Here is a 15932-nt window from a genome sequence, read left to right as displayed (position 1 = left end):
ACGGATTCTAGCAGATTCCCTATATGTTCCGTAGGAGAACCTTGTTTATGGCATTGTCCATTATGCAGGTTGCCAAGACCATCGGAGACCTGAGCGGATGGTCAAGGTCCAACCTAGAGATGCAGAAAATAGCGTATATTGCTGAGATGATTTATCTCGGCCGCAAAGGCGCGCCCTTAATAAGAGGCAATTTCCAAGCGTGGGATAATGGACCCGTTCACCCGGAACTATATCATTGGGCTAAAATGTATGGTTCAGAACCCATAAGCAAGCGCGCTTTTTTACACGTCGCGCCCGTCCCTGCTGGGACAGATGAGCATGACGCCATCTTGAGCGCGTATAAGGCAATGAAAGACTTTTCGCCTTGGGAAATGGTGGATTTGACCCACCAGACGGATGGCGCTTGGGCGAAGCACTATGTCCCCCGCCAGCGTGGAACTGTGATTCCTCGGTCAAGTATCAAGGAAGAATATGGAATCCGAATCACAGAAAACGACTAAAAAAGAAGTCGGATTTCGTGTTGATCAATCAACCGACAACAAATCTCTGGCGAAGGCCGCAGAGGTTTTGGGGGAAGATTTGGAAACCGCCAAGGACAATCGGGCGGAAGAGCGTTTTATCTGGATAATAGTTTGCTTACTCCTATTTGACTGCCTCATATTTATGCAAATGCAAAGTTGGTCAGGGCCAATTGTCATCGGTATAGTTGAGTTAGTCCTTATCATTGCGCTCGCCAAAAGGCTCCGCGTTGAAGAAATAGCGGGCTTACTAAGGCCTGTGGACATTCACTTCGCGGCGAGGATTGTCGCGACGAGGTGCCAGTTGGCGGTGTAACTGCAGGCAGTTTTCTCGTAGCGCGTAGCGATGGCTCGGAACTCCTTGATCTTCGCGAAGAAGTTCTCGACCAGGTGTCGCCACTTATAGGCATGCCGGTCGTAATTGCGCTTGATCTTGCGGTTCGCTTTGGGCGGAATGACTGCGCTCGCGCCGCGCACATCCAACTCGGCAAGCAGCCAGTCAGCATCGAAGGCCTTGTCGGCCAGAAGCGCATCGAATGCTACGTCCTCGATCAGCGGTGCGACGCCTTTCAGGTCATGAGCCTGACCCGGCAGGAGAACAAGGTTGAACAGGTTTCCAAGCGCATCGACCAGCGCCACGATCTTGGTGGTCAGTCCGCCGCGCGAGCGCCCGATGGCCTGAGCGTGAGTCCCCCCCTTGCGCCGCTCGCCTTCTGGTGAGCCTGAACGATAGTACCGTCGATCAGCGCGTATTCAAAATCCGGCTCGCCGCGGATCTCTCTGAAAAGACGTTCGAAAACACCACCCTTCGCCCATCGCCGGAAGCGCCGGAACACGCTGTTCCAATTGCCGAATTCCGGCGGCAGATCCCGCCATGGAAGACCGGTGCGCACACGCCAGAGAACCGCCTCTAAAAACATGCGATTGTCCTTACCCGTCACACCGCTATCGCTCTTCTTGCCGGGAAGGTGGGGTTCAACGCGCGCCCATATCCCATCCGTCACCACAAATCGCTGCTCGTCCATTCAGAACTCCCCTTGGGAATCCTGAATCAGAAATCAGGCAGCGTGGGAATCCTGAATGTCCACAGGCCTTAACTCGGTTCATGGATCGAGTTGGGGATTATCCAGATAAAAAGGGCTAGCTGCCCTCACGCTGCCAATACCCCTTCCACTGTCGGCTGACCCGTGAAGCCATCGCCGCCGCCGTCACCATGGCGGCCTGTCCACCGTTCGCCACGCGGCGGTTATCCTCGCGCCACGACGCTTCACCGGCATAGGCATAGAGATACGGGCCAGCGATATGGTGGTGCGTGCCGACTTCCATGCGGCGCAGACGGCTGAAATAGCTTTCCGCCTGATTGGTGCACGCGCCGTTGTCGAGAAACGCGACCGAGTGATTGACTCGGCGCGTGTCCCAGCCAGCGTGCAGAGCGTCCCAGCCCGAACCTTCGTCAGCCATGATCGTGGCGACAGTGCCGACATGATAGCGGACATAGGGGACGGCATCGCCTTCATTGCGAACGACGAAGGGCAGCGACTTGCCGTTGCGCTCGCGCATGATGACAACGCACTGGCGCTTGCCGGTGAGGTTTGCCTTCAAGCGACGATCCTTGCGATCCTCCTTGCGGTTTTCCGGCTTGCTGTAGCCGCCGAAATACGCGCCGTCGATTTCGACCGTGCCGTCAAGCTGGCGACCGGCCAGTTCCTTCGCCATTGCTTCGCGCAGCTTGTGCGTAAGAACGAAGGCCGTCTTATACTGGCAATCAAGATCGCGGCTGAGCTGGAGCGACGAAACGCCCTTGGCACCGTTTACGAAGATGACGATCGCGGCCAGAAGGTCGGTGAACGACATCTTGCGCGAAGCAAAGATGGTGCCCGATGTTACCGAAAACTGGTGATGACAGCCCACGCACTTGAACTTGCGGCGCGAGGTGATGTTGTAGGTTTCGACGCAGCCGCAACGCGGGCAAACCGCTTCGCCGTCCGTTTCCGGCCAGCGCATTTCGCAAAAGGTCCGATACGCCTTGTCCTCGCCCATGGTGAAAACAGCCTTGAGACTGATCGTGCGGGCCTGGGCAGAGAGGAGAAAGTGTTGCATGTCATCGTATCCGTTGCTTATGCATCGTATATAATGACGTTCACGCACTGTTGTCAATGACAAACGTATCGAATATGATGCGTCTAGCATCATTGGAGATACGGCTATGCCTAAGACGGCAAAGGATTGGGAAGATCAGGTAAAGGCGATGCTCAAGGCAGAGCTAAAGCGCCGGGGACTGTCCTATGCCGACCTTGTGGGCAAGCTGGCCGACATAGGCGTTATGGACTCTGAGCCGAATATCAGGAACAAGCTGAGCCGGGGAAAATTTACAGCGGTGTTTCTGGTGCAATGTCTAGAGGCTATTGGGGCTACATCGTTGCGGCTGTCGGATTTATAGCACTCTACAGCTTCGGACTAGGCTATTATCATGCAGCCTTAAACTATCCCCAAGAGGAGCGGTATCAGACCTATCGTGCAGCCCCCGATAAGATAGATGAAGTCGATCCGGCGGCGGCGAGACCAGCCAGCGCCAAGCCCTTCAAGTATCGCGCCCCCTGCAATGAACCAAAAGGGAAGGACGAAAGCGACCTTTGCGCCCAGTGGCGCGCGGCTAAGGCCGGGGAAGATAGCGCATTTTGGGCAAAGTGGGGTTTCTGGATCGGCGTAATCGGGTCCAGTCTTTTGCTCTGGCAAATTATCCTTACCCGCAAAGCTGTCCGAGATACTGGCGACGCCACGAAAGCGATGCTGGAGGCCAACAAGATCGCCAGGAGCGCCTATGAGGCGAGCACTAGACCTGTGTTGATATTTGAGCGTTGCGATTTCGAAGAAAGGGGAACTGGGAATATCGTTGCCAAATGCATATGGAAAAATACTGGTGGAAGCCCGGCCCGCATTGTGGGGATTTCTTATGGAAATGATTTTTCCAATATTTTCGTTGCCGACCGTATAATCTCGAATATCAGATCTAGATTTACCTATACACTTGTTATGGAGAGCATTGTTTACGCCAATGGTTTTGGTGAAAACGGGCAAGTTTTGTTTGAAAAAAACTGCCTCGCCGATGACGGACCTTTTGTCAGCCAAAATTTTTTGGCAGACTCCGTAACATATTCCAGGAACGAAATATCTTTTGTTGTTAAGATTTACTACAGGTCGGCGATAGACAGTAAGGCTCCTGTTTATTGGTCCGACATTGTCATTATGATAACCAAAAAAACTAAAGAAATTGGATTCTCTTATGAGTGCCTGGCCAGCTATACTCAAATGACCTAGCGCCAACAGCACCGCGAAAAATATAAACACGCTCTTTACCCCTTAAACGGGGGCATACGCAGCGCGCACGGTGGCGTTCGTAATCGCCTTGGTGCGTTTGCTACATAATGCCGGAGGCGCTAGAGAGCTCCATGGTGGCCAGCGTCGCAGGAACCTTGGAAGGCGGCCGGATCAGCCGCGCGCGCCCCTTCCGCAATCCGCATCACAGCGCGTCGATGGCCGCGCTGGTCGGTGGCGGGCTGAAAGCGCGGCCGGGCGAGGTCAGCATGGCGCATCTGGGCGTGCTCTTCCTCGACGAATTGCCGGAATTTCAGCGGGCCGTGCTTGATTCGCTGCGCCAGCCGCTGGAAACGGGCGAGGTCACGGTGGCGCGCGCCAATGCGCATGTGACTTTTCCGGCGAGGGTCCAACTGATCGCGGCGATGAATCCCTGCCGCTGCGGCCATCTGGGCGATCCGGCGCTCGCCTGTTCGCGCGCGCCGCGCTGTGCGGCCGATTATCAGGCAAAGGTGTCGGGGCCGCTGCTCGACCGCATCGACCTGCATGTAGAAGTGCAGGCGGTGACCGCTGCCGATCTGGTGTTGCCCCCGCCGGCGGAGGGGTCTGCCGAAGTGGCGGCCCGGGTCGCGGCGGCGCGCGCGGTGCAGACAACCCGCTATGCCGGGACGCCGGCGCGCACCAATGCCGAAGTCGATGGGGAACGGCTGGAAGAGGTGGCCGGGCCTGACGAGGCAGGGCGGCAGCTGCTGGCGCAGGCGGCGGCCGCCATGAAGCTGTCCGCGCGCGGCTATACTCGGGTGTTGCGCGTCGCGCGCACTATCGCGGATCTGGCCGGCGCGGAACGGGTTGGGCGCGCCCATATTGCCGAAGCCTTGAGTTATCGCCGCCGCGCGCCGGTGAATTAAGACTCGGCCGCGCGGCAGAGCGGACGCCGACGCCTATTCCGCCGCTTCGTTCGCCAGCAGCTTTATCTCGGCGGGCGCGTCGCTCGCCTTCGGGCTGAAGCGCCCTTCGATCCTGCTGCCCGGCTCGATCGTGATGCGCTCATAGGTGACGTCGCCGGTAATCCGGGCGCTGCTTTCCACCACCAGCTCCCCGGCCGCGATGGACCCGTCGACCAGGCCCGCCAGCCGCGCGCTCTGCGCGGTGACATGGCCGATGATGCGGCTGTCGGGTCCCTGCACCAGAGCGGCGCACCGAATATCGCCATCCACCATGCCGTCGACATGCAGGTCGACGCTGGCCGAAATGTCGCCAGTGATGGTGACGTCGCCCCCGATGAGCGAAAAGGGAATGGCTTTACCCCCGGTTGCCGACATCGGCGAAGCGGGCCTTGGCGATTTGCTGGACTTTGAGAACATCTTTGCGAGCCTCCAGGAAGCGGCGCGGGTTGATGGCCTGGCCGTTGAGACGAACCTCGAAATGCAGATGCGGGCCGGTCGAACGGCCGGTCGATCCCATGCGACCGATCGTCTCGCCGCGCGACACCTTCTCGCCCATATGGGCGGCAAAGCCTGACAGATGCGCGTAGCGGGTCATGATGCCATTGCCATGCGTCACTTCCACGACATTGCCATAGCCGCTGCGCTGGCCGACGAAGCTGACCGTGCCATCGGCGGCGGCATTTATGGGCTGGCCGCGATGGCCGGGGAAATCCAGTCCTGCGTGAAAGGCGGCGTGACCGTTGAACGGGTCGCGGCGATAACCATAGGAACTGGACAGCATCGGCGTGCTGGTGGGCTGGCCCGATGGAATGGACAGCAGGCTGCGTTCCAGAAACTCCATCCGCGCCATTGCGTCGGCCAGGTCTTCCAGCTCCCCGGTCAGCGCCTTTTCATCGCCGCTCCACGGCACGAACGGACCGCCCTGCGCGCGGGCCGCGCTGCGCGCCAGCTTGTCGGGATCGAGGCCGAAGCTGCGAATCGCGGCGGCAGCCCGTTCGGCCCGGCGTTCCACGGCGCCCGTCAGCAACAGGGCAAAGCGCCGCTGCCGATCTTCAAGGCGCATCAGGGGCGCGGCTTCCGGTCCCATGCTGACCTTCGTGGCTTGCGCGGACTTGTCATCCGGCACGTCCTTGCCCAGCAGATCCTCGCCGGCCTTCTCGTCTTCACCGCCGAAATGCGCGCGGTAGAGTTCATCCATGAAATCCTGACGCGCCTCCAGGTCCTGCGCCAGTTGATCGACCGATTTGCGATAGTCCGCGACCTTGCCGGCGGCCTTGGCGACCGACTGGCCCTTCGCCGCGAGCGCAGCGCGCTCCTGCTTGAGCGCCATGCCGTCGATGGCCATGCTGACGGTCGCGCCGCCCCAGCCAAGCAGGATGGCGGCCGCGCCGCCCAGCGTCACCAGCGTCAGAAGCTGCGCGCGGCGGCTGATACGGATGAATTTGACTTGTCCGCCCGAACGCAAAAAGATTTCGCGCTCCGGGCAAAGCGCATTCCACCATGCGCGGAGGGCAACGACCCTCTGGCTATTCCACTGCAACAATGACGACCCCGTGCTCTTTTCGAGTCGGGCCGCTAGCAAAGAGCGGTCGGAGTCGCGAATCCAGCCCGCCCCACGCGCGGTGAGGCGAAATGTCGGCGCGACAAAATGATGTTTCCGGCATTTTGTTCCCTCTCGAGGAAATAAATATTGGCTGCAATAGCGGTGGAGCCGGGCGAGCAAGTGTCCTCAGCGGAGGGCTTTGGGGCCGGCTTGACCATCCGGGGGGACGCGGCTATAGCGCCGCCTGCCCAGCGGCCTTGCCGTGCGAAGACTTGTCTCCTCGCGTCATATCGGCTGAGCGACATTAGAGCTGAACATTGCCGGGTGCTCTTGCGGCTCCAGGGGGCTTATGCCCGCCGGGGCCTTTGCTGTTTGGCGGAATCCTCCGCCTTGCGCACAGGACGCGGGAATGCCGGTAAAGTAACTGAAAAAGGTGAAGGGCTTCATGCCAACGATCAACCAGCTGGTCCGCAAGGGCCGCGAACTGCAGAAGGCCAAGTCGAAGGTCCCTGCAATGGAGGCGAACCCGCAGAAGCGCGGCGTTTGCACTCGCGTCTACACGACGACCCCGAAGAAGCCCAACTCGGCGCTTCGCAAGGTGGCGAAGGTGCGTCTGGTCAACCAGCGCGAAGTCATCACCTATATTCCGGGTGAAGGTCATAACCTTCAGGAGCACTCGGTCGTGCTGATCCGTGGCGGCCGCGTACGCGACCTTCCCGGTGTGCGTTACCATGTGCTGCGCGGCGTTCTGGATACCCAGGGCGTCAAGGACCGCAAGCAGAGCCGTTCGAAATACGGCGCGAAGCGTCCGAAGTAAGAAGGGGAGACCAGGAATATGTCACGTCGTCGTCGCCCCGAGAAGCGCGTTATCCTGCCGGATCCCAAATTCGGTGATATCGTGCTGTCGAAGTTCATGAACAGCATCATGCAGGACGGCAAGAAGGCCGTTGCCGAATCGATCGTCTATGGCGCTCTCGAAACTGTCGAGACCCGCGCCAAAAAGGACCCGATCGGCATGTTCCATGATGCGCTGAACAATGTGAAGCCGGGCATCGAGGTCCGCAGCCGCCGTGTTGGTGGTGCGACCTATCAGGTCCCCGTCGAAGTGCGTCCCGAACGCGCCCAGGCGCTGGCCATCCGCTGGCTGATCACCGCCGCGCGCAACCGCAGCGAAACCACGATGGCCGCGCGCCTGTCGGGCGAGCTGCTGGACGCCGCCAACAACCGCGGCAATGCCGTGAAGAAGCGCGAAGACACGCACCGCATGGCGGAAGCGAACCGCGCTTTCTCGCACTACCGCTGGTAAAGAGGGGGGCGGGCGCCTTCGTGCCCGCTCTTCCATCAGGGTCTTGAACATCGGTCCGTTCGTCAGGGGTGCTACCCATGACGGACGGATTGGTTTAGGGGCCTCGCGCAGAACAAACGAATCCCCTCACCGCCGGTGCGCCGGCAACGGAGAAGCATCATGGCCCGCAGCCATCCGCTCGAACATTATCGTAATTTCGGTATCATGGCGCATATCGACGCCGGCAAGACCACCACGACCGAGCGCATCCTTTACTACACCGGCAAGTCCTACAAGATCGGCGAAGTCCATGACGGCGCTGCGACCATGGACTGGATGGAGCAGGAGCAGGAACGTGGTATCACCATCACGTCGGCTGCGACGACCTGCGTGTGGAAGGCGGCTGAGGGCAAGGGTCCCGAACATCGCCTGAACATCATCGACACCCCCGGTCACGTCGACTTCACCATCGAAGTCGAGCGTTCGCTGCGCGTGCTCGACGGCGCGGTTGCCGCGTTTGACGGCGTTGCCGGCGTGGAGCCGCAGTCGGAAACCGTGTGGCGCCAGGCGGACAAGTATAAAGTGCCGCGCATGTGCTTCATCAACAAGCTCGATCGCACCGGCGCCGACTTCTATTATTGCGTGCAGACGATCATCGATCGCCTGGGCGCGACCCCGGCCGTGCTCTATCTGCCCATCGGCGCGGAAAGCGATTTCAAGGGTCTGGTCGACCTGGTCGAAAATCGCGCGATCATCTGGAAGGATGAGAGCCTGGGCGCGGAATTCTATTATGAAGACATCCCCGCCGACCTCGCCGACAAGGCTGCCGAATATCGCGAAAAGCTGATCGAACTCGCCGTCGAACAAGATGACGAGGCGATGGAAGCCTATCTGGAAGGCAATGAGCCCGACACCGCGACGCTCAAGAAGCTGATCCGCAAGGGCACGCTGGGCCACGCCTTCGTGCCGGTGCTGTGCGGCAGCGCGTTCAAGAACAAGGGCGTTCAGCCGCTGCTCGACGCCGTCGTCGACTATCTGCCTTCGCCGCTCGACATCGAAGACGTCCAGGGCGTCAAGATGGACGGCGAAACGCCCGACAGCCGTCCGACCGCCGACGACGCGCCCTTCTCGGGCCTGGCGTTCAAGATCATGAACGATCCCTTCGTGGGCTCGCTCACCTTCCTGCGCATCTATTCGGGTACGCTCACCAAGGGCACCTATCTGAACTCGGTGAAGGACAAGAAGGAAAAGATCGGCCGCATGCTGCTGATGCATGCCAACAGCCGCGAAGACATCGACACCGCCTATGCCGGTGACATCGTCGCGCTGGCCGGCATGAAGGAAACGACCACGGGTGACACGCTGTGCGCCGAGCGCCAGCCGATTATCCTGGAGCGCATGGAATTCCCCGAGCCGGTCATCGAACTGTCGGTGGAACCCAAGACCAAGGCTGACCAGGAAAAGATGGGCGTCGCCCTCAATCGCCTGGCCGCCGAGGATCCGTCCTTCCGCGTGTCGACCGACCATGAATCGGGCCAGACCATCATCAAGGGCATGGGCGAACTTCACCTCGAAATCCTCGTCGACCGCATGAAGCGTGAGTTCAAGGTCGAGGCGAATGTCGGCGCACCGCAGGTCGCCTATCGCGAATATCTCAAGAAGCCGGTCGACATCGACTACACCCACAAGAAACAGTCGGGCGGCACCGGCCAGTTCGGCCGCATCAAGGTGAAGCTGACGCCGGGCGAACGCGGCGCGGGCATCATCTTCAAGGACGAGATCAAGGGCGGTAATATTCCCAAGGAATATATCCCCGCGATCGAAAAGGGCATGCGCGAAACCGCGGCCACCGGCTCGCTGATCGGCTTCCCGATCATCGACTTCGAAATCCTGCTCTATGACGGCGCCTATCACGACGTCGACTCATCGGCGCTGGCGTTCGAAATCACCGGCCGTGCCGCGATGCGCGAAGCGGCGCAGAAATCGGGCATCACTCTGCTCGAACCGGTCATGAAGGTCGAAGTCGTGACCCCGGAAGAATATCTGGGCGACGTCATCGGCGACATGAACAGCCGTCGCGGCCAGATCCAGGGCACCGACACTCGCGGCAACGCGCAGGTGGTTGAAGCCATGGTGCCGCTGGCCAATATGTTCGGCTATGTGAACTCGCTGCGTTCCTTCACCCAGGGCCGTGCGAACTACTCGATGATCTTCTCGCATTATGACGAAGTGCCGCAGAATGTTGCGGACGAGGTCAAGGCGAAGATGGCCTGAGGGTAATCCCGGGGCGACCCGTGCAAACGGGTCGGTTTGGGGCTGGTAATCTGTAAATTTGCTGCTATGGACGCGCCTTCGCGAGGCGCGGCCGAGCGGTCTGACCAAGCTGATTTGATTAGAAGGTAGGAAAAAATGGCTAAGGCTAAGTTTGAGCGGAACAAGCCGCACTGCAACATCGGCACCATCGGTCACGTCGACCATGGCAAGACCTCGCTGACCGCGGCGATCACCAAGGTGCTGGCCGAAACCGGCGGCGCGACCTTCGTTGACTATGCCAACATCGACAAGGCGCCCGAAGAGCGCGAGCGCGGCATCACCATCTCGACCGCGCACGTCGAATATGAAACCGAAGCGCGTCACTATGCGCACGTCGACTGCCCGGGTCACGCTGACTACGTCAAGAACATGATCACCGGTGCGGCCCAGATGGACGGCGCGATCCTCGTCGTTTCGGCCACCGACGGCCCGATGCCGCAGACCCGCGAGCACATCCTGCTCGCTCGCCAGGTCGGCGTGCCGCAGCTGGTCGTGTTCATGAACAAGGTCGACCTGGTCGACGACGCCGAAATCCTCGAGCTGGTCGAGCTGGAAATCCGCGAACTGCTGAGCAGCTATGATTTCGACGGCGACAACATCCCCGTCATCCCCGGCTCGGCCGTGAAGGCGCTGGACGGTTCGAACGACGAGATCGGTCGTGAAGCCGTGCTGAAGCTGATGCAGGCTGTCGACGAATTCATCCCGCAGCCCGAGCGTCCGGTGGACAAGGCGTTCCTGATGCCGATCGAAGACGTGTTCTCGATCTCGGGTCGCGGCACCGTCGTCACCGGCCGTGTCGAAACCGGCATCATCAAGGTTGGTGAAGAAGTCGAAATCGTCGGTCTGAAGCCGACCGCCAAGACCACCGTCACCGGCGTGGAAATGTTCCGCAAGCTGCTCGACGAAGGTCGTGCGGGCGACAATATCGGCGCGCTGGTGCGCGGCACGAAGCGTGAAGAAGTCGAGCGTGGTCAGGTTCTGGCCAAGCCCGGCACCATCACCCCGCACACCGAATTCGACGCCGAAGTGTACGTGCTGTCGAAGGAAGAAGGCGGCCGTCACACCCCGTTCTTCGCCAACTATCGTCCGCAATTCTACTTCCGCACGACCGACGTGACCGGCGAAGTGATCCTGCCCGAGGGCACGGAAATGGTCATGCCCGGCGATAACGTGAAGCTCGGCGTCAAGCTCATCGCCCCGATCGCGATGGACTCGGGCCTGCGCTTCGCGATCCGCGAAGGCGGCCGCACCGTCGGCGCAGGGGTTGTCGGCACGATCTCGAAGTAATATAGGACCGCAGCGGCGCGAATCGTCTGATTCGCGCCGCTCGGAATTTCTGCCGCCCCGGATCGCCTTTCTCCGGCTCCCTTGGAGCTAGAAGGGCAGGGAGGGGGCGGATATTTTTTGTTGGCGCATTTCCGCAAGTCATCGGCTGCTCCGGCTGACTTTCGAAAATGCTCCGGGTTTTTGGCTCTTTCGCATCGGTACAGGAACAATGGACAGCAATATCCGCATTCGCCTCAAGGCGTTCGATCATCGCGTGCTCGATCAGGCGACCGGCGACATCGCCGACACCGCCCGCCGCACCGGCGCCCTCATCCGCGGTCCGATTCCTCTTCCGACGCGCATCGAAAAGTTCACGGTCAACCGTGGCCCGCACATCGACAAGAAGTCGCGCGAGCAGTTCGAGGTCCGCACTTACAAGCGCATGCTTGACATTGTGCAGCCGACGCCGCAGACGGTCGACGCGCTGATGAAGCTGGATCTGGCTGCCGGCGTGAACGTGGAAATCAAGCTGGCCTGACGCCGGCAAGTCCCTGCTCCCGCCTTCGGGCTCATGGGTGAGCAGGGTATCGGGTACTTTGCCAAGGCAGAGGCTCAAACGACACAAGGGATACCGCACGGCCACCGGTGAACCGGCAAGGCGCGTGGTCCTGGTCCCCCGTCGCCTTCCCCGAGAGGGGTCGGCATCCAACCCTGACGGGGTGATCGCTAATTTGGGTTGGACCGCGAAGGATATCTCCTTTGCGGTTTTTTCGTTGGATACGCCCGTTGCTAAGACGGGCCTCTATGGGAGTAATCAGTGATGCGCACAGGCGTGATCGCTAAGAAAGTCGGGATGACCCGTCTGTTCCAGGAGGACGGACGACATGTACCGGTTACGGTTCTGGCCCTTGAAGGCAACCAGGTCGTGGCGCGCAAGGAAACCGATCGGGATGGCTATGTCGCCGTTCAGCTCGGCGCCGGCGTCGCCAAGGTCAAGAATGTGGCCAAGCCGCAGCGTGGCCAGTTCGCTAAGGCCGAAGTCGAGCCCAAGGCCCGTCTGGTCGAATTCCGCGTCGCCGAGGATGCGCTCCTCGACGTCGGCGCCGAAATCGCGGCCGACCATTTCGTCGCTGGCCAGTTGGTCGACGTCGCCGGCCATACCCAGGGTAAGGGTTTTGCCGGCGCCATGAAGCGTTGGGGCTTCGGCGGCATGCGCGCCACCCACGGCGTGTCGATCAGCCACCGTGCCCATGGTTCGACCGGTAACCGCCAGGATCCGGGTCGCGTCTTCAAGAACAAGAAGATGGCCGGCCACATGGGTGATCGCGAGCGGACCCAGCAGAATCTGGAAATCGTGCGCACCGACGTCGAGCGCGGGCTGCTGTTCGTCAAGGGCAGCGTTCCGGGCGCCAAGGGCACCTGGCTGACCGTCAAGGATGCCGTCAAGGTTCCGCGTCATGCCGATGCTCCTTATCCGGCCAGCCTGAAGGCTGCTGCCAACAGCAACAACGCTCCGGCCGAGACGCCCGCTGATGAAGCGGCGGCTCCCGAAGCGACCGAAGGCCAGGAGGGCTAAACCATGAAGGTCAATGTACAGACCCTCGACGCGCAGTCTGCCGGCGAGCTGGAGCTGAACGATGCCGTGTTCGGCGTCGAGCCTCGCACCGACATCCTGCACCGCGTCGTCACCTGGCAGCTGGAAAAGCGCCGCGCGCCGGCTCGCGCCACCCGCGAGCGTTCGGACGTTGCCCGGACCGGCAAGAAGTTCGGCCGTCAGAAGGGTGGCGGCACCGCCCGTCACGGCGACCGCAAGGCGCCCGTGTTCATCGGCGGTGGTAAGGCGCACGGCGCCCGCGCCCGCGACTTTGGCCACGACCTCAATAAGAAGGTCCGTGCCCTGGGTCTCAAGATGGCGCTGTCGGCGAAGGCCAAGGACGGTTCGCTGATCGTTCTGGACAGCTTCGACGTGGCCGAAGGCAAGACCAAGACTTTGGTCGCACATCTCGCCAAGCTGAACCTCAACAAGGCGCTGTTCATCGACGGTGACGCGGTGAACGTCAGCTTCGCAAAGGCATCGGCGAACATCGTCGGCGTCAACCTGCTGCCGGCCGTCGGCGCCAACGTCTACGACATCCTGAAGGCCGATTCGCTGGTGCTGACCCGCGCCGCGGTCGAAAAGCTGGAGGCCCGTTTCAATGGCTAAGAAAGAAGCCGCGATCGTCGACAACCGTCATTTCGACGTCGTTGTCGCGCCGGTCATCACCGAGAAGTCGACGCTTCTCTCCGAAAACAATGCCGTGGTCTTCCAGGTGGCCAATGACGCGTCCAAGCCGGAGATCAAGGCGGCTGTCGAAGCCCTGTTCGGCGTGACCGTGAAGGCGGTCAACACGCTGGTTCAGAAGGGCAAGGTCAAGCGCTGGAAGGGCAAGCCCTACAAGCGCAATGACGTGAAGAAGGCGATCGTGACGCTGGCCGAAGGTCAGTCCATCGACGTCACCACCGGAATCTGAGGCGGGATAGATGGCACTCAAGCACTATAATCCGACCAGTCCCGCGCAGCGCGGCCTGATCCTCGTCGACAAGTCGAGCCTGCACAAGGGCAAGCCTGTCAAGGCGCTGACCGAAGGCAAGCGCAAGACTGGTGGCCGCAACAACAAGGGCCATGTAACCTCGCGCGGCATCGCGGGCGGTCACAAGCAGCGCTATCGCATCATCGACTTCAAGCGTCGCCTCTGGGACGTGGAAGGCACGGTCGAGCGTCTGGAATATGACCCCAACCGCACCGCCTTCATCGCGCTGGTCAACTATGCCGACGGCACCCAGGCCTATGTCCTGGCGCCGCAGCGTCTTGCCCCCGGTGACAAGATCATCGCCGGCAAGAAGACCGACGTGAAGCCGGGCAATGCGATGGAACTGGGCCAGATGCCGGTCGGCACCATCATCCACAATATCGAGATGAAGCCGGGCAAGGGCGGTCAGCTCTGCCGTTCGGCGGGCACCTATGCCCAGCTCGTCGGCCGTGATCGCGGCATGGTGATGGTCCGCCTGTCGTCGGGCGAGCAGCGCTACATTCGTTCGGACTGCATGGGCACCATCGGCGCCGTGTCGAACCCGGACAATGCCAACACCAATCTTGCCAAGGCCGGTCGTAACCGCTGGCTGGGCAAACGTCCGCTGACGCGTGGTGTTGCCAAGAACCCGGTCGACCACCCGCATGGTGGTGGTGAAGGCCGGACCTCGGGCGGCCGTCATCCGGTCACGCCCTGGGGCAAGCCGACCAAGGGTGCGCGCACCCGCCACAACAAGGCGACGGACAAGTTCATCATCCGTAGCCGCCACGCGAAGAAGAAGAGGTAAGCGAGATGGCTCGTTCCGTCTGGAAAGGTCCGTTCGTGGACCTCAGCCTTCTGAAGAAGGCGGAAGCCGCGCAGGACGCGGGTGGCCGTGCGCCGATCAAGACCTGGTCGCGCCGTTCCACCATCCTGCCGCAGTTCGTCGGCCTGACGTTCAACGTCTATAATGGCCGCAAGCATGTTCCGGTCTCCGTGAACGAGGATATGGTGGGTCACAAGCTGGGCGAATTCGCCCCGACCCGCTTCTTCCCCGGCCACGCCGCCGACAAGAAGGGCAAGCGCTGATGAGCAAGGAAAAGGCTCCCCGTCGCGTCGCCGACAATGAAGCGCTCGCCGTCGGCACGCAGATCCGTGGTTCGGCCCAGAAGCTGAACCTGGTCGCGACGCTGATCCGCGGCCGCAAGGTCGAGGACGCGCTCAACATCCTCGCCTTCTCGAAGAAGGCGATGGCTGTCGACGTGCGCAAGGTACTGGCTTCGGCCATCGCCAATGCGGAAAATAATCACAATCTGGACGTCGACGCCCTGGTCGTCGCGGAAGCATCGGTGGGCAAGAGCTTCACCATGAAGCGCTTCCACGCCCGCGGCCGCGGCAAGTCGACCCGGATCCTCAAGCCCTTCAGCCGCGTGCGCATTGTCGTGCGTGAAGCTGGCGAAGAAGCGGAGGCGTAAGCATATGGGTCACAAGAGCAACCCGATCGGTCTGCGTCTGCAGATCAACCGTACCTGGGACAGCCGCTGGTTCGCGGAAGGCCAGGACTATGGCCGTCTCCTGCTGGAAGATCTCAAGATCCGCCAGTATATCATGAAGACGCTGCCGCAGGCCGCGATTTCGAAGGTCGTGATCGAACGTCCGGCCAAGCTGTGCCGCGTGTCGATCTATGCCGCCCGTCCCGGCGTCATCATCGGCAAGAAGGGCGCGGACATCGAAAAGCTGCGCAAGAAGCTGAGCAGCCTGACCTCGTCCGACGTGTCGCTGAACATCGTCGAAATCCGCAAGCCGGAAGTTGATTCCAAGCTCGTGGCGCAGGGCATCGCCGATCAGCTGGAGCGCCGCGTCGCGTTCCGCCGCGCGATGAAGCGCGCGGTGCAGTCGGCCCTGCGTCTTGGCGCCGAAGGCATCAAGATCACCTGCGGCGGCCGTCTGGGCGGCGCGGAGATCGCGCGCGTCGAATGGTATCGCGAAGGCCGCGTTCCGCTGCACACGCTGCGCGCGAATGTCGACTATGCCGAAGCCACGGCGCACACCGCCTATGGCGTGTGCGGCATCAAGGTCTGGATCTTCAAGGGTGAAATCCTTGGTCATGATCCGATGGCCACCGACCGGCTGATGCTGGAGGCTCAGACCTCCGGCGTGCGCCCGGCGCGCTGAAGATAAGAAGGTAATAGCGTC

Annotated in this window: 18 protein-coding genes and 2 pseudogenes; 16 read left to right on the top strand and 4 right to left on the bottom strand. The window is 61.1% G+C overall.

The features are described from left to right. The first annotated feature begins 47 nt into the window (after positions 1-47). Positions 48-500, top strand: coding sequence for a Panacea domain-containing protein (locus RLDS_RS54700; RefSeq protein WP_021227567.1), 453 nt, complete (start codon positions 48-50; stop codon positions 498-500). Between the two features lie 285 nt (positions 501-785). Here the strand turns inward: RLDS_RS54700 and RLDS_RS55480 are convergent. Both RLDS_RS55480 and RLDS_RS47870 read right to left on the bottom strand, forming a co-directional pair. After that, positions 786-1543 (bottom strand): annotated as a pseudogene (locus RLDS_RS55480) (IS5 family transposase). Positions 1544-1658: 115 nt separating this feature from the next. Next, positions 1659-2618 (bottom strand): IS1595 family transposase, encoded by a 960-nt coding sequence (locus tag RLDS_RS47870; protein WP_021227566.1) that lies wholly within the window; start codon positions 2616-2618, stop codon positions 1659-1661. A 106-nt stretch (positions 2619-2724) separates the two neighbouring features. Here RLDS_RS47870 and RLDS_RS55475 point away from each other — a divergent pair, with 106 nt between their 5' ends. The 3 genes and pseudogenes from RLDS_RS55475 to RLDS_RS47865 all read left to right on the top strand — a co-directional run. Then, positions 2725-2958 (top strand): DUF6471 domain-containing protein, encoded by a 234-nt coding sequence (locus RLDS_RS55475; protein WP_021227565.1) that lies wholly within the window; start codon positions 2725-2727, stop codon positions 2956-2958. Further along, positions 2910-3836, top strand: a complete 927-nt coding sequence (locus RLDS_RS56100) for a hypothetical protein (RefSeq protein WP_031298769.1) — start codon at positions 2910-2912, stop codon at positions 3834-3836. Before RLDS_RS55475 ends, RLDS_RS56100 begins: the two co-directional genes overlap by 49 nt. A 110-nt stretch (positions 3837-3946) precedes the next feature. Then, a pseudogene (locus RLDS_RS47865) lies at positions 3947-4741 on the top strand (ATP-binding protein); the annotation flags it as partial. A gap of 33 nt (positions 4742-4774) precedes the next feature. On the opposite strand, the gene RLDS_RS47860 reads toward RLDS_RS47865, so the two are convergent. Next, on the bottom strand, positions 4775-5155 hold the full coding sequence (locus tag RLDS_RS47860; RefSeq protein ID WP_021227562.1) for a bactofilin family protein: 381 nt from the start codon (positions 5153-5155) through the stop codon (positions 4775-4777). Beyond that, positions 5136-6245, bottom strand: coding sequence for a M23 family metallopeptidase (locus tag RLDS_RS47855; RefSeq protein ID WP_236616903.1), 1110 nt, complete (start codon positions 6243-6245; stop codon positions 5136-5138). The genes RLDS_RS47860 and RLDS_RS47855 overlap by 20 nt, the downstream gene beginning before the upstream one ends. Positions 6246-6768: 523 nt before the next feature. On the opposite strand from RLDS_RS47855, the gene rpsL reads away from it, so the two are divergent. The 12 genes from rpsL (at position 6769) to rpsC (ending at position 15911) form a co-directional block, all read left to right on the top strand. After that, positions 6769-7140 (top strand): 30S ribosomal protein S12, encoded by a 372-nt coding sequence (gene rpsL / locus RLDS_RS47850; RefSeq protein ID WP_009820628.1) that lies wholly within the window; start codon positions 6769-6771, stop codon positions 7138-7140. Between the two features lie 18 nt (positions 7141-7158). Continuing rightward, entirely contained in the window at positions 7159-7629 is a 471-nt protein-coding gene (gene rpsG, locus RLDS_RS47845) for a 30S ribosomal protein S7 (protein ID WP_021227559.1), read from the top strand. Between the two features lie 159 nt (positions 7630-7788). Then, on the top strand, positions 7789-9882 hold the full coding sequence (fusA, locus tag RLDS_RS47840; protein ID WP_021227558.1) for an elongation factor G: 2094 nt from the start codon (positions 7789-7791) through the stop codon (positions 9880-9882). 135 nt (positions 9883-10017) lie between these two features. Continuing rightward, positions 10018-11208, top strand: coding sequence for an elongation factor Tu (gene tuf / locus RLDS_RS47835; RefSeq protein WP_021227557.1), 1191 nt, complete (start codon positions 10018-10020; stop codon positions 11206-11208). A gap of 208 nt (positions 11209-11416) precedes the next feature. Next, complete coding sequence (gene rpsJ / locus RLDS_RS47830) at positions 11417-11725, top strand: 30S ribosomal protein S10 (protein WP_007686587.1); 309 nt, start codon at positions 11417-11419, stop codon at positions 11723-11725. Positions 11726-12007: 282 nt separating this feature from the next. Then, the gene (gene rplC, locus RLDS_RS47825) at positions 12008-12763 is read left to right on the top strand and encodes a 50S ribosomal protein L3 (protein WP_021227556.1); all 756 of its coding nucleotides are present in this window, start codon (positions 12008-12010) and stop codon (positions 12761-12763) included. 3 nt (positions 12764-12766) lie between these two features. Continuing rightward, positions 12767-13390: a 50S ribosomal protein L4 gene (rplD, locus tag RLDS_RS47820; RefSeq protein WP_021227555.1), complete on the top strand. Its 624-nt coding sequence runs from the start codon at positions 12767-12769 to the stop codon at positions 13388-13390. After that, positions 13383-13697 (top strand): 50S ribosomal protein L23, encoded by a 315-nt coding sequence (locus RLDS_RS47815; protein WP_021227554.1) that lies wholly within the window; start codon positions 13383-13385, stop codon positions 13695-13697. Before rplD ends, RLDS_RS47815 begins: the two co-directional genes overlap by 8 nt. A 10-nt stretch (positions 13698-13707) precedes the next feature. Continuing rightward, complete coding sequence (gene rplB / locus RLDS_RS47810; RefSeq protein ID WP_009820634.1) at positions 13708-14544, top strand: 50S ribosomal protein L2; 837 nt, start codon at positions 13708-13710, stop codon at positions 14542-14544. Between the two features lie 5 nt (positions 14545-14549). Continuing rightward, positions 14550-14825, top strand: coding sequence for a 30S ribosomal protein S19 (rpsS, locus tag RLDS_RS47805; RefSeq protein ID WP_009820635.1), 276 nt, complete (start codon positions 14550-14552; stop codon positions 14823-14825). Next, positions 14825-15211 carry a 50S ribosomal protein L22 gene (gene rplV, locus RLDS_RS47800; RefSeq protein WP_009820636.1) on the top strand — a complete coding sequence of 129 codons (387 nt, stop codon included), beginning with the start codon at positions 14825-14827 and terminating at the stop codon, positions 15209-15211. The genes rpsS and rplV overlap by 1 nt, the downstream gene beginning before the upstream one ends. 4 nt (positions 15212-15215) lie before the next feature. After that, positions 15216-15911 carry a 30S ribosomal protein S3 gene (gene rpsC / locus RLDS_RS47795; RefSeq protein ID WP_021227552.1) on the top strand — a complete coding sequence of 232 codons (696 nt, stop codon included), beginning with the start codon at positions 15216-15218 and terminating at the stop codon, positions 15909-15911. The last annotated feature ends 21 nt before the right edge of the window (positions 15912-15932 follow it).

Source organism: Sphingobium lactosutens DS20 (assembly GCF_000445105.1).
GTDB classification, from domain to species: Bacteria; Pseudomonadota; Alphaproteobacteria; order Sphingomonadales; family Sphingomonadaceae; genus Sphingobium; species Sphingobium lactosutens.
The sequence above is the reverse complement of the archived record's forward strand: the minus strand, read 5'-3'. Positions and strand labels throughout refer to the sequence as shown.

What these genes read in the sequence shown, in the direction of transcription:
- RLDS_RS54700 (WP_021227567.1), top strand. Translation starts at nt 48, where the DNA reads ATGGCATTGTCCATTATGCAGGTTGCCAAGACCATCGGAGACCTGAGC.
- RLDS_RS47870 (WP_021227566.1), bottom strand. Translation starts at nt 2,618, where the DNA reads ATGCAACACTTTCTCCTCTCTGCCCAGGCCCGCACGATCAGTCTCAAG.
- RLDS_RS55475 (WP_021227565.1), top strand. Translation starts at nt 2,725, where the DNA reads ATGCCTAAGACGGCAAAGGATTGGGAAGATCAGGTAAAGGCGATGCTC.
- RLDS_RS56100 (WP_031298769.1), top strand. Translation starts at nt 2,910, where the DNA reads ATGTCTAGAGGCTATTGGGGCTACATCGTTGCGGCTGTCGGATTTATA.
- RLDS_RS47860 (WP_021227562.1), bottom strand. Translation starts at nt 5,155, where the DNA reads ATGTCGGCAACCGGGGGTAAAGCCATTCCCTTTTCGCTCATCGGGGGC.
- rpsL (WP_009820628.1), top strand. Translation starts at nt 6,769, where the DNA reads ATGCCAACGATCAACCAGCTGGTCCGCAAGGGCCGCGAACTGCAGAAG.
- rpsG (WP_021227559.1), top strand. Translation starts at nt 7,159, where the DNA reads ATGTCACGTCGTCGTCGCCCCGAGAAGCGCGTTATCCTGCCGGATCCC.
- fusA (WP_021227558.1), top strand. Translation starts at nt 7,789, where the DNA reads ATGGCCCGCAGCCATCCGCTCGAACATTATCGTAATTTCGGTATCATG.
- tuf (WP_021227557.1), top strand. Translation starts at nt 10,018, where the DNA reads ATGGCTAAGGCTAAGTTTGAGCGGAACAAGCCGCACTGCAACATCGGC.
- rpsJ (WP_007686587.1), top strand. Translation starts at nt 11,417, where the DNA reads ATGGACAGCAATATCCGCATTCGCCTCAAGGCGTTCGATCATCGCGTG.
- rplC (WP_021227556.1), top strand. Translation starts at nt 12,008, where the DNA reads ATGCGCACAGGCGTGATCGCTAAGAAAGTCGGGATGACCCGTCTGTTC.
- rplD (WP_021227555.1), top strand. Translation starts at nt 12,767, where the DNA reads ATGAAGGTCAATGTACAGACCCTCGACGCGCAGTCTGCCGGCGAGCTG.
- RLDS_RS47815 (WP_021227554.1), top strand. Translation starts at nt 13,383, where the DNA reads ATGGCTAAGAAAGAAGCCGCGATCGTCGACAACCGTCATTTCGACGTC.
- rplB (WP_009820634.1), top strand. Translation starts at nt 13,708, where the DNA reads ATGGCACTCAAGCACTATAATCCGACCAGTCCCGCGCAGCGCGGCCTG.
- rpsS (WP_009820635.1), top strand. Translation starts at nt 14,550, where the DNA reads ATGGCTCGTTCCGTCTGGAAAGGTCCGTTCGTGGACCTCAGCCTTCTG.
- rplV (WP_009820636.1), top strand. Translation starts at nt 14,825, where the DNA reads ATGAGCAAGGAAAAGGCTCCCCGTCGCGTCGCCGACAATGAAGCGCTC.
- rpsC (WP_021227552.1), top strand. Translation starts at nt 15,216, where the DNA reads ATGGGTCACAAGAGCAACCCGATCGGTCTGCGTCTGCAGATCAACCGT.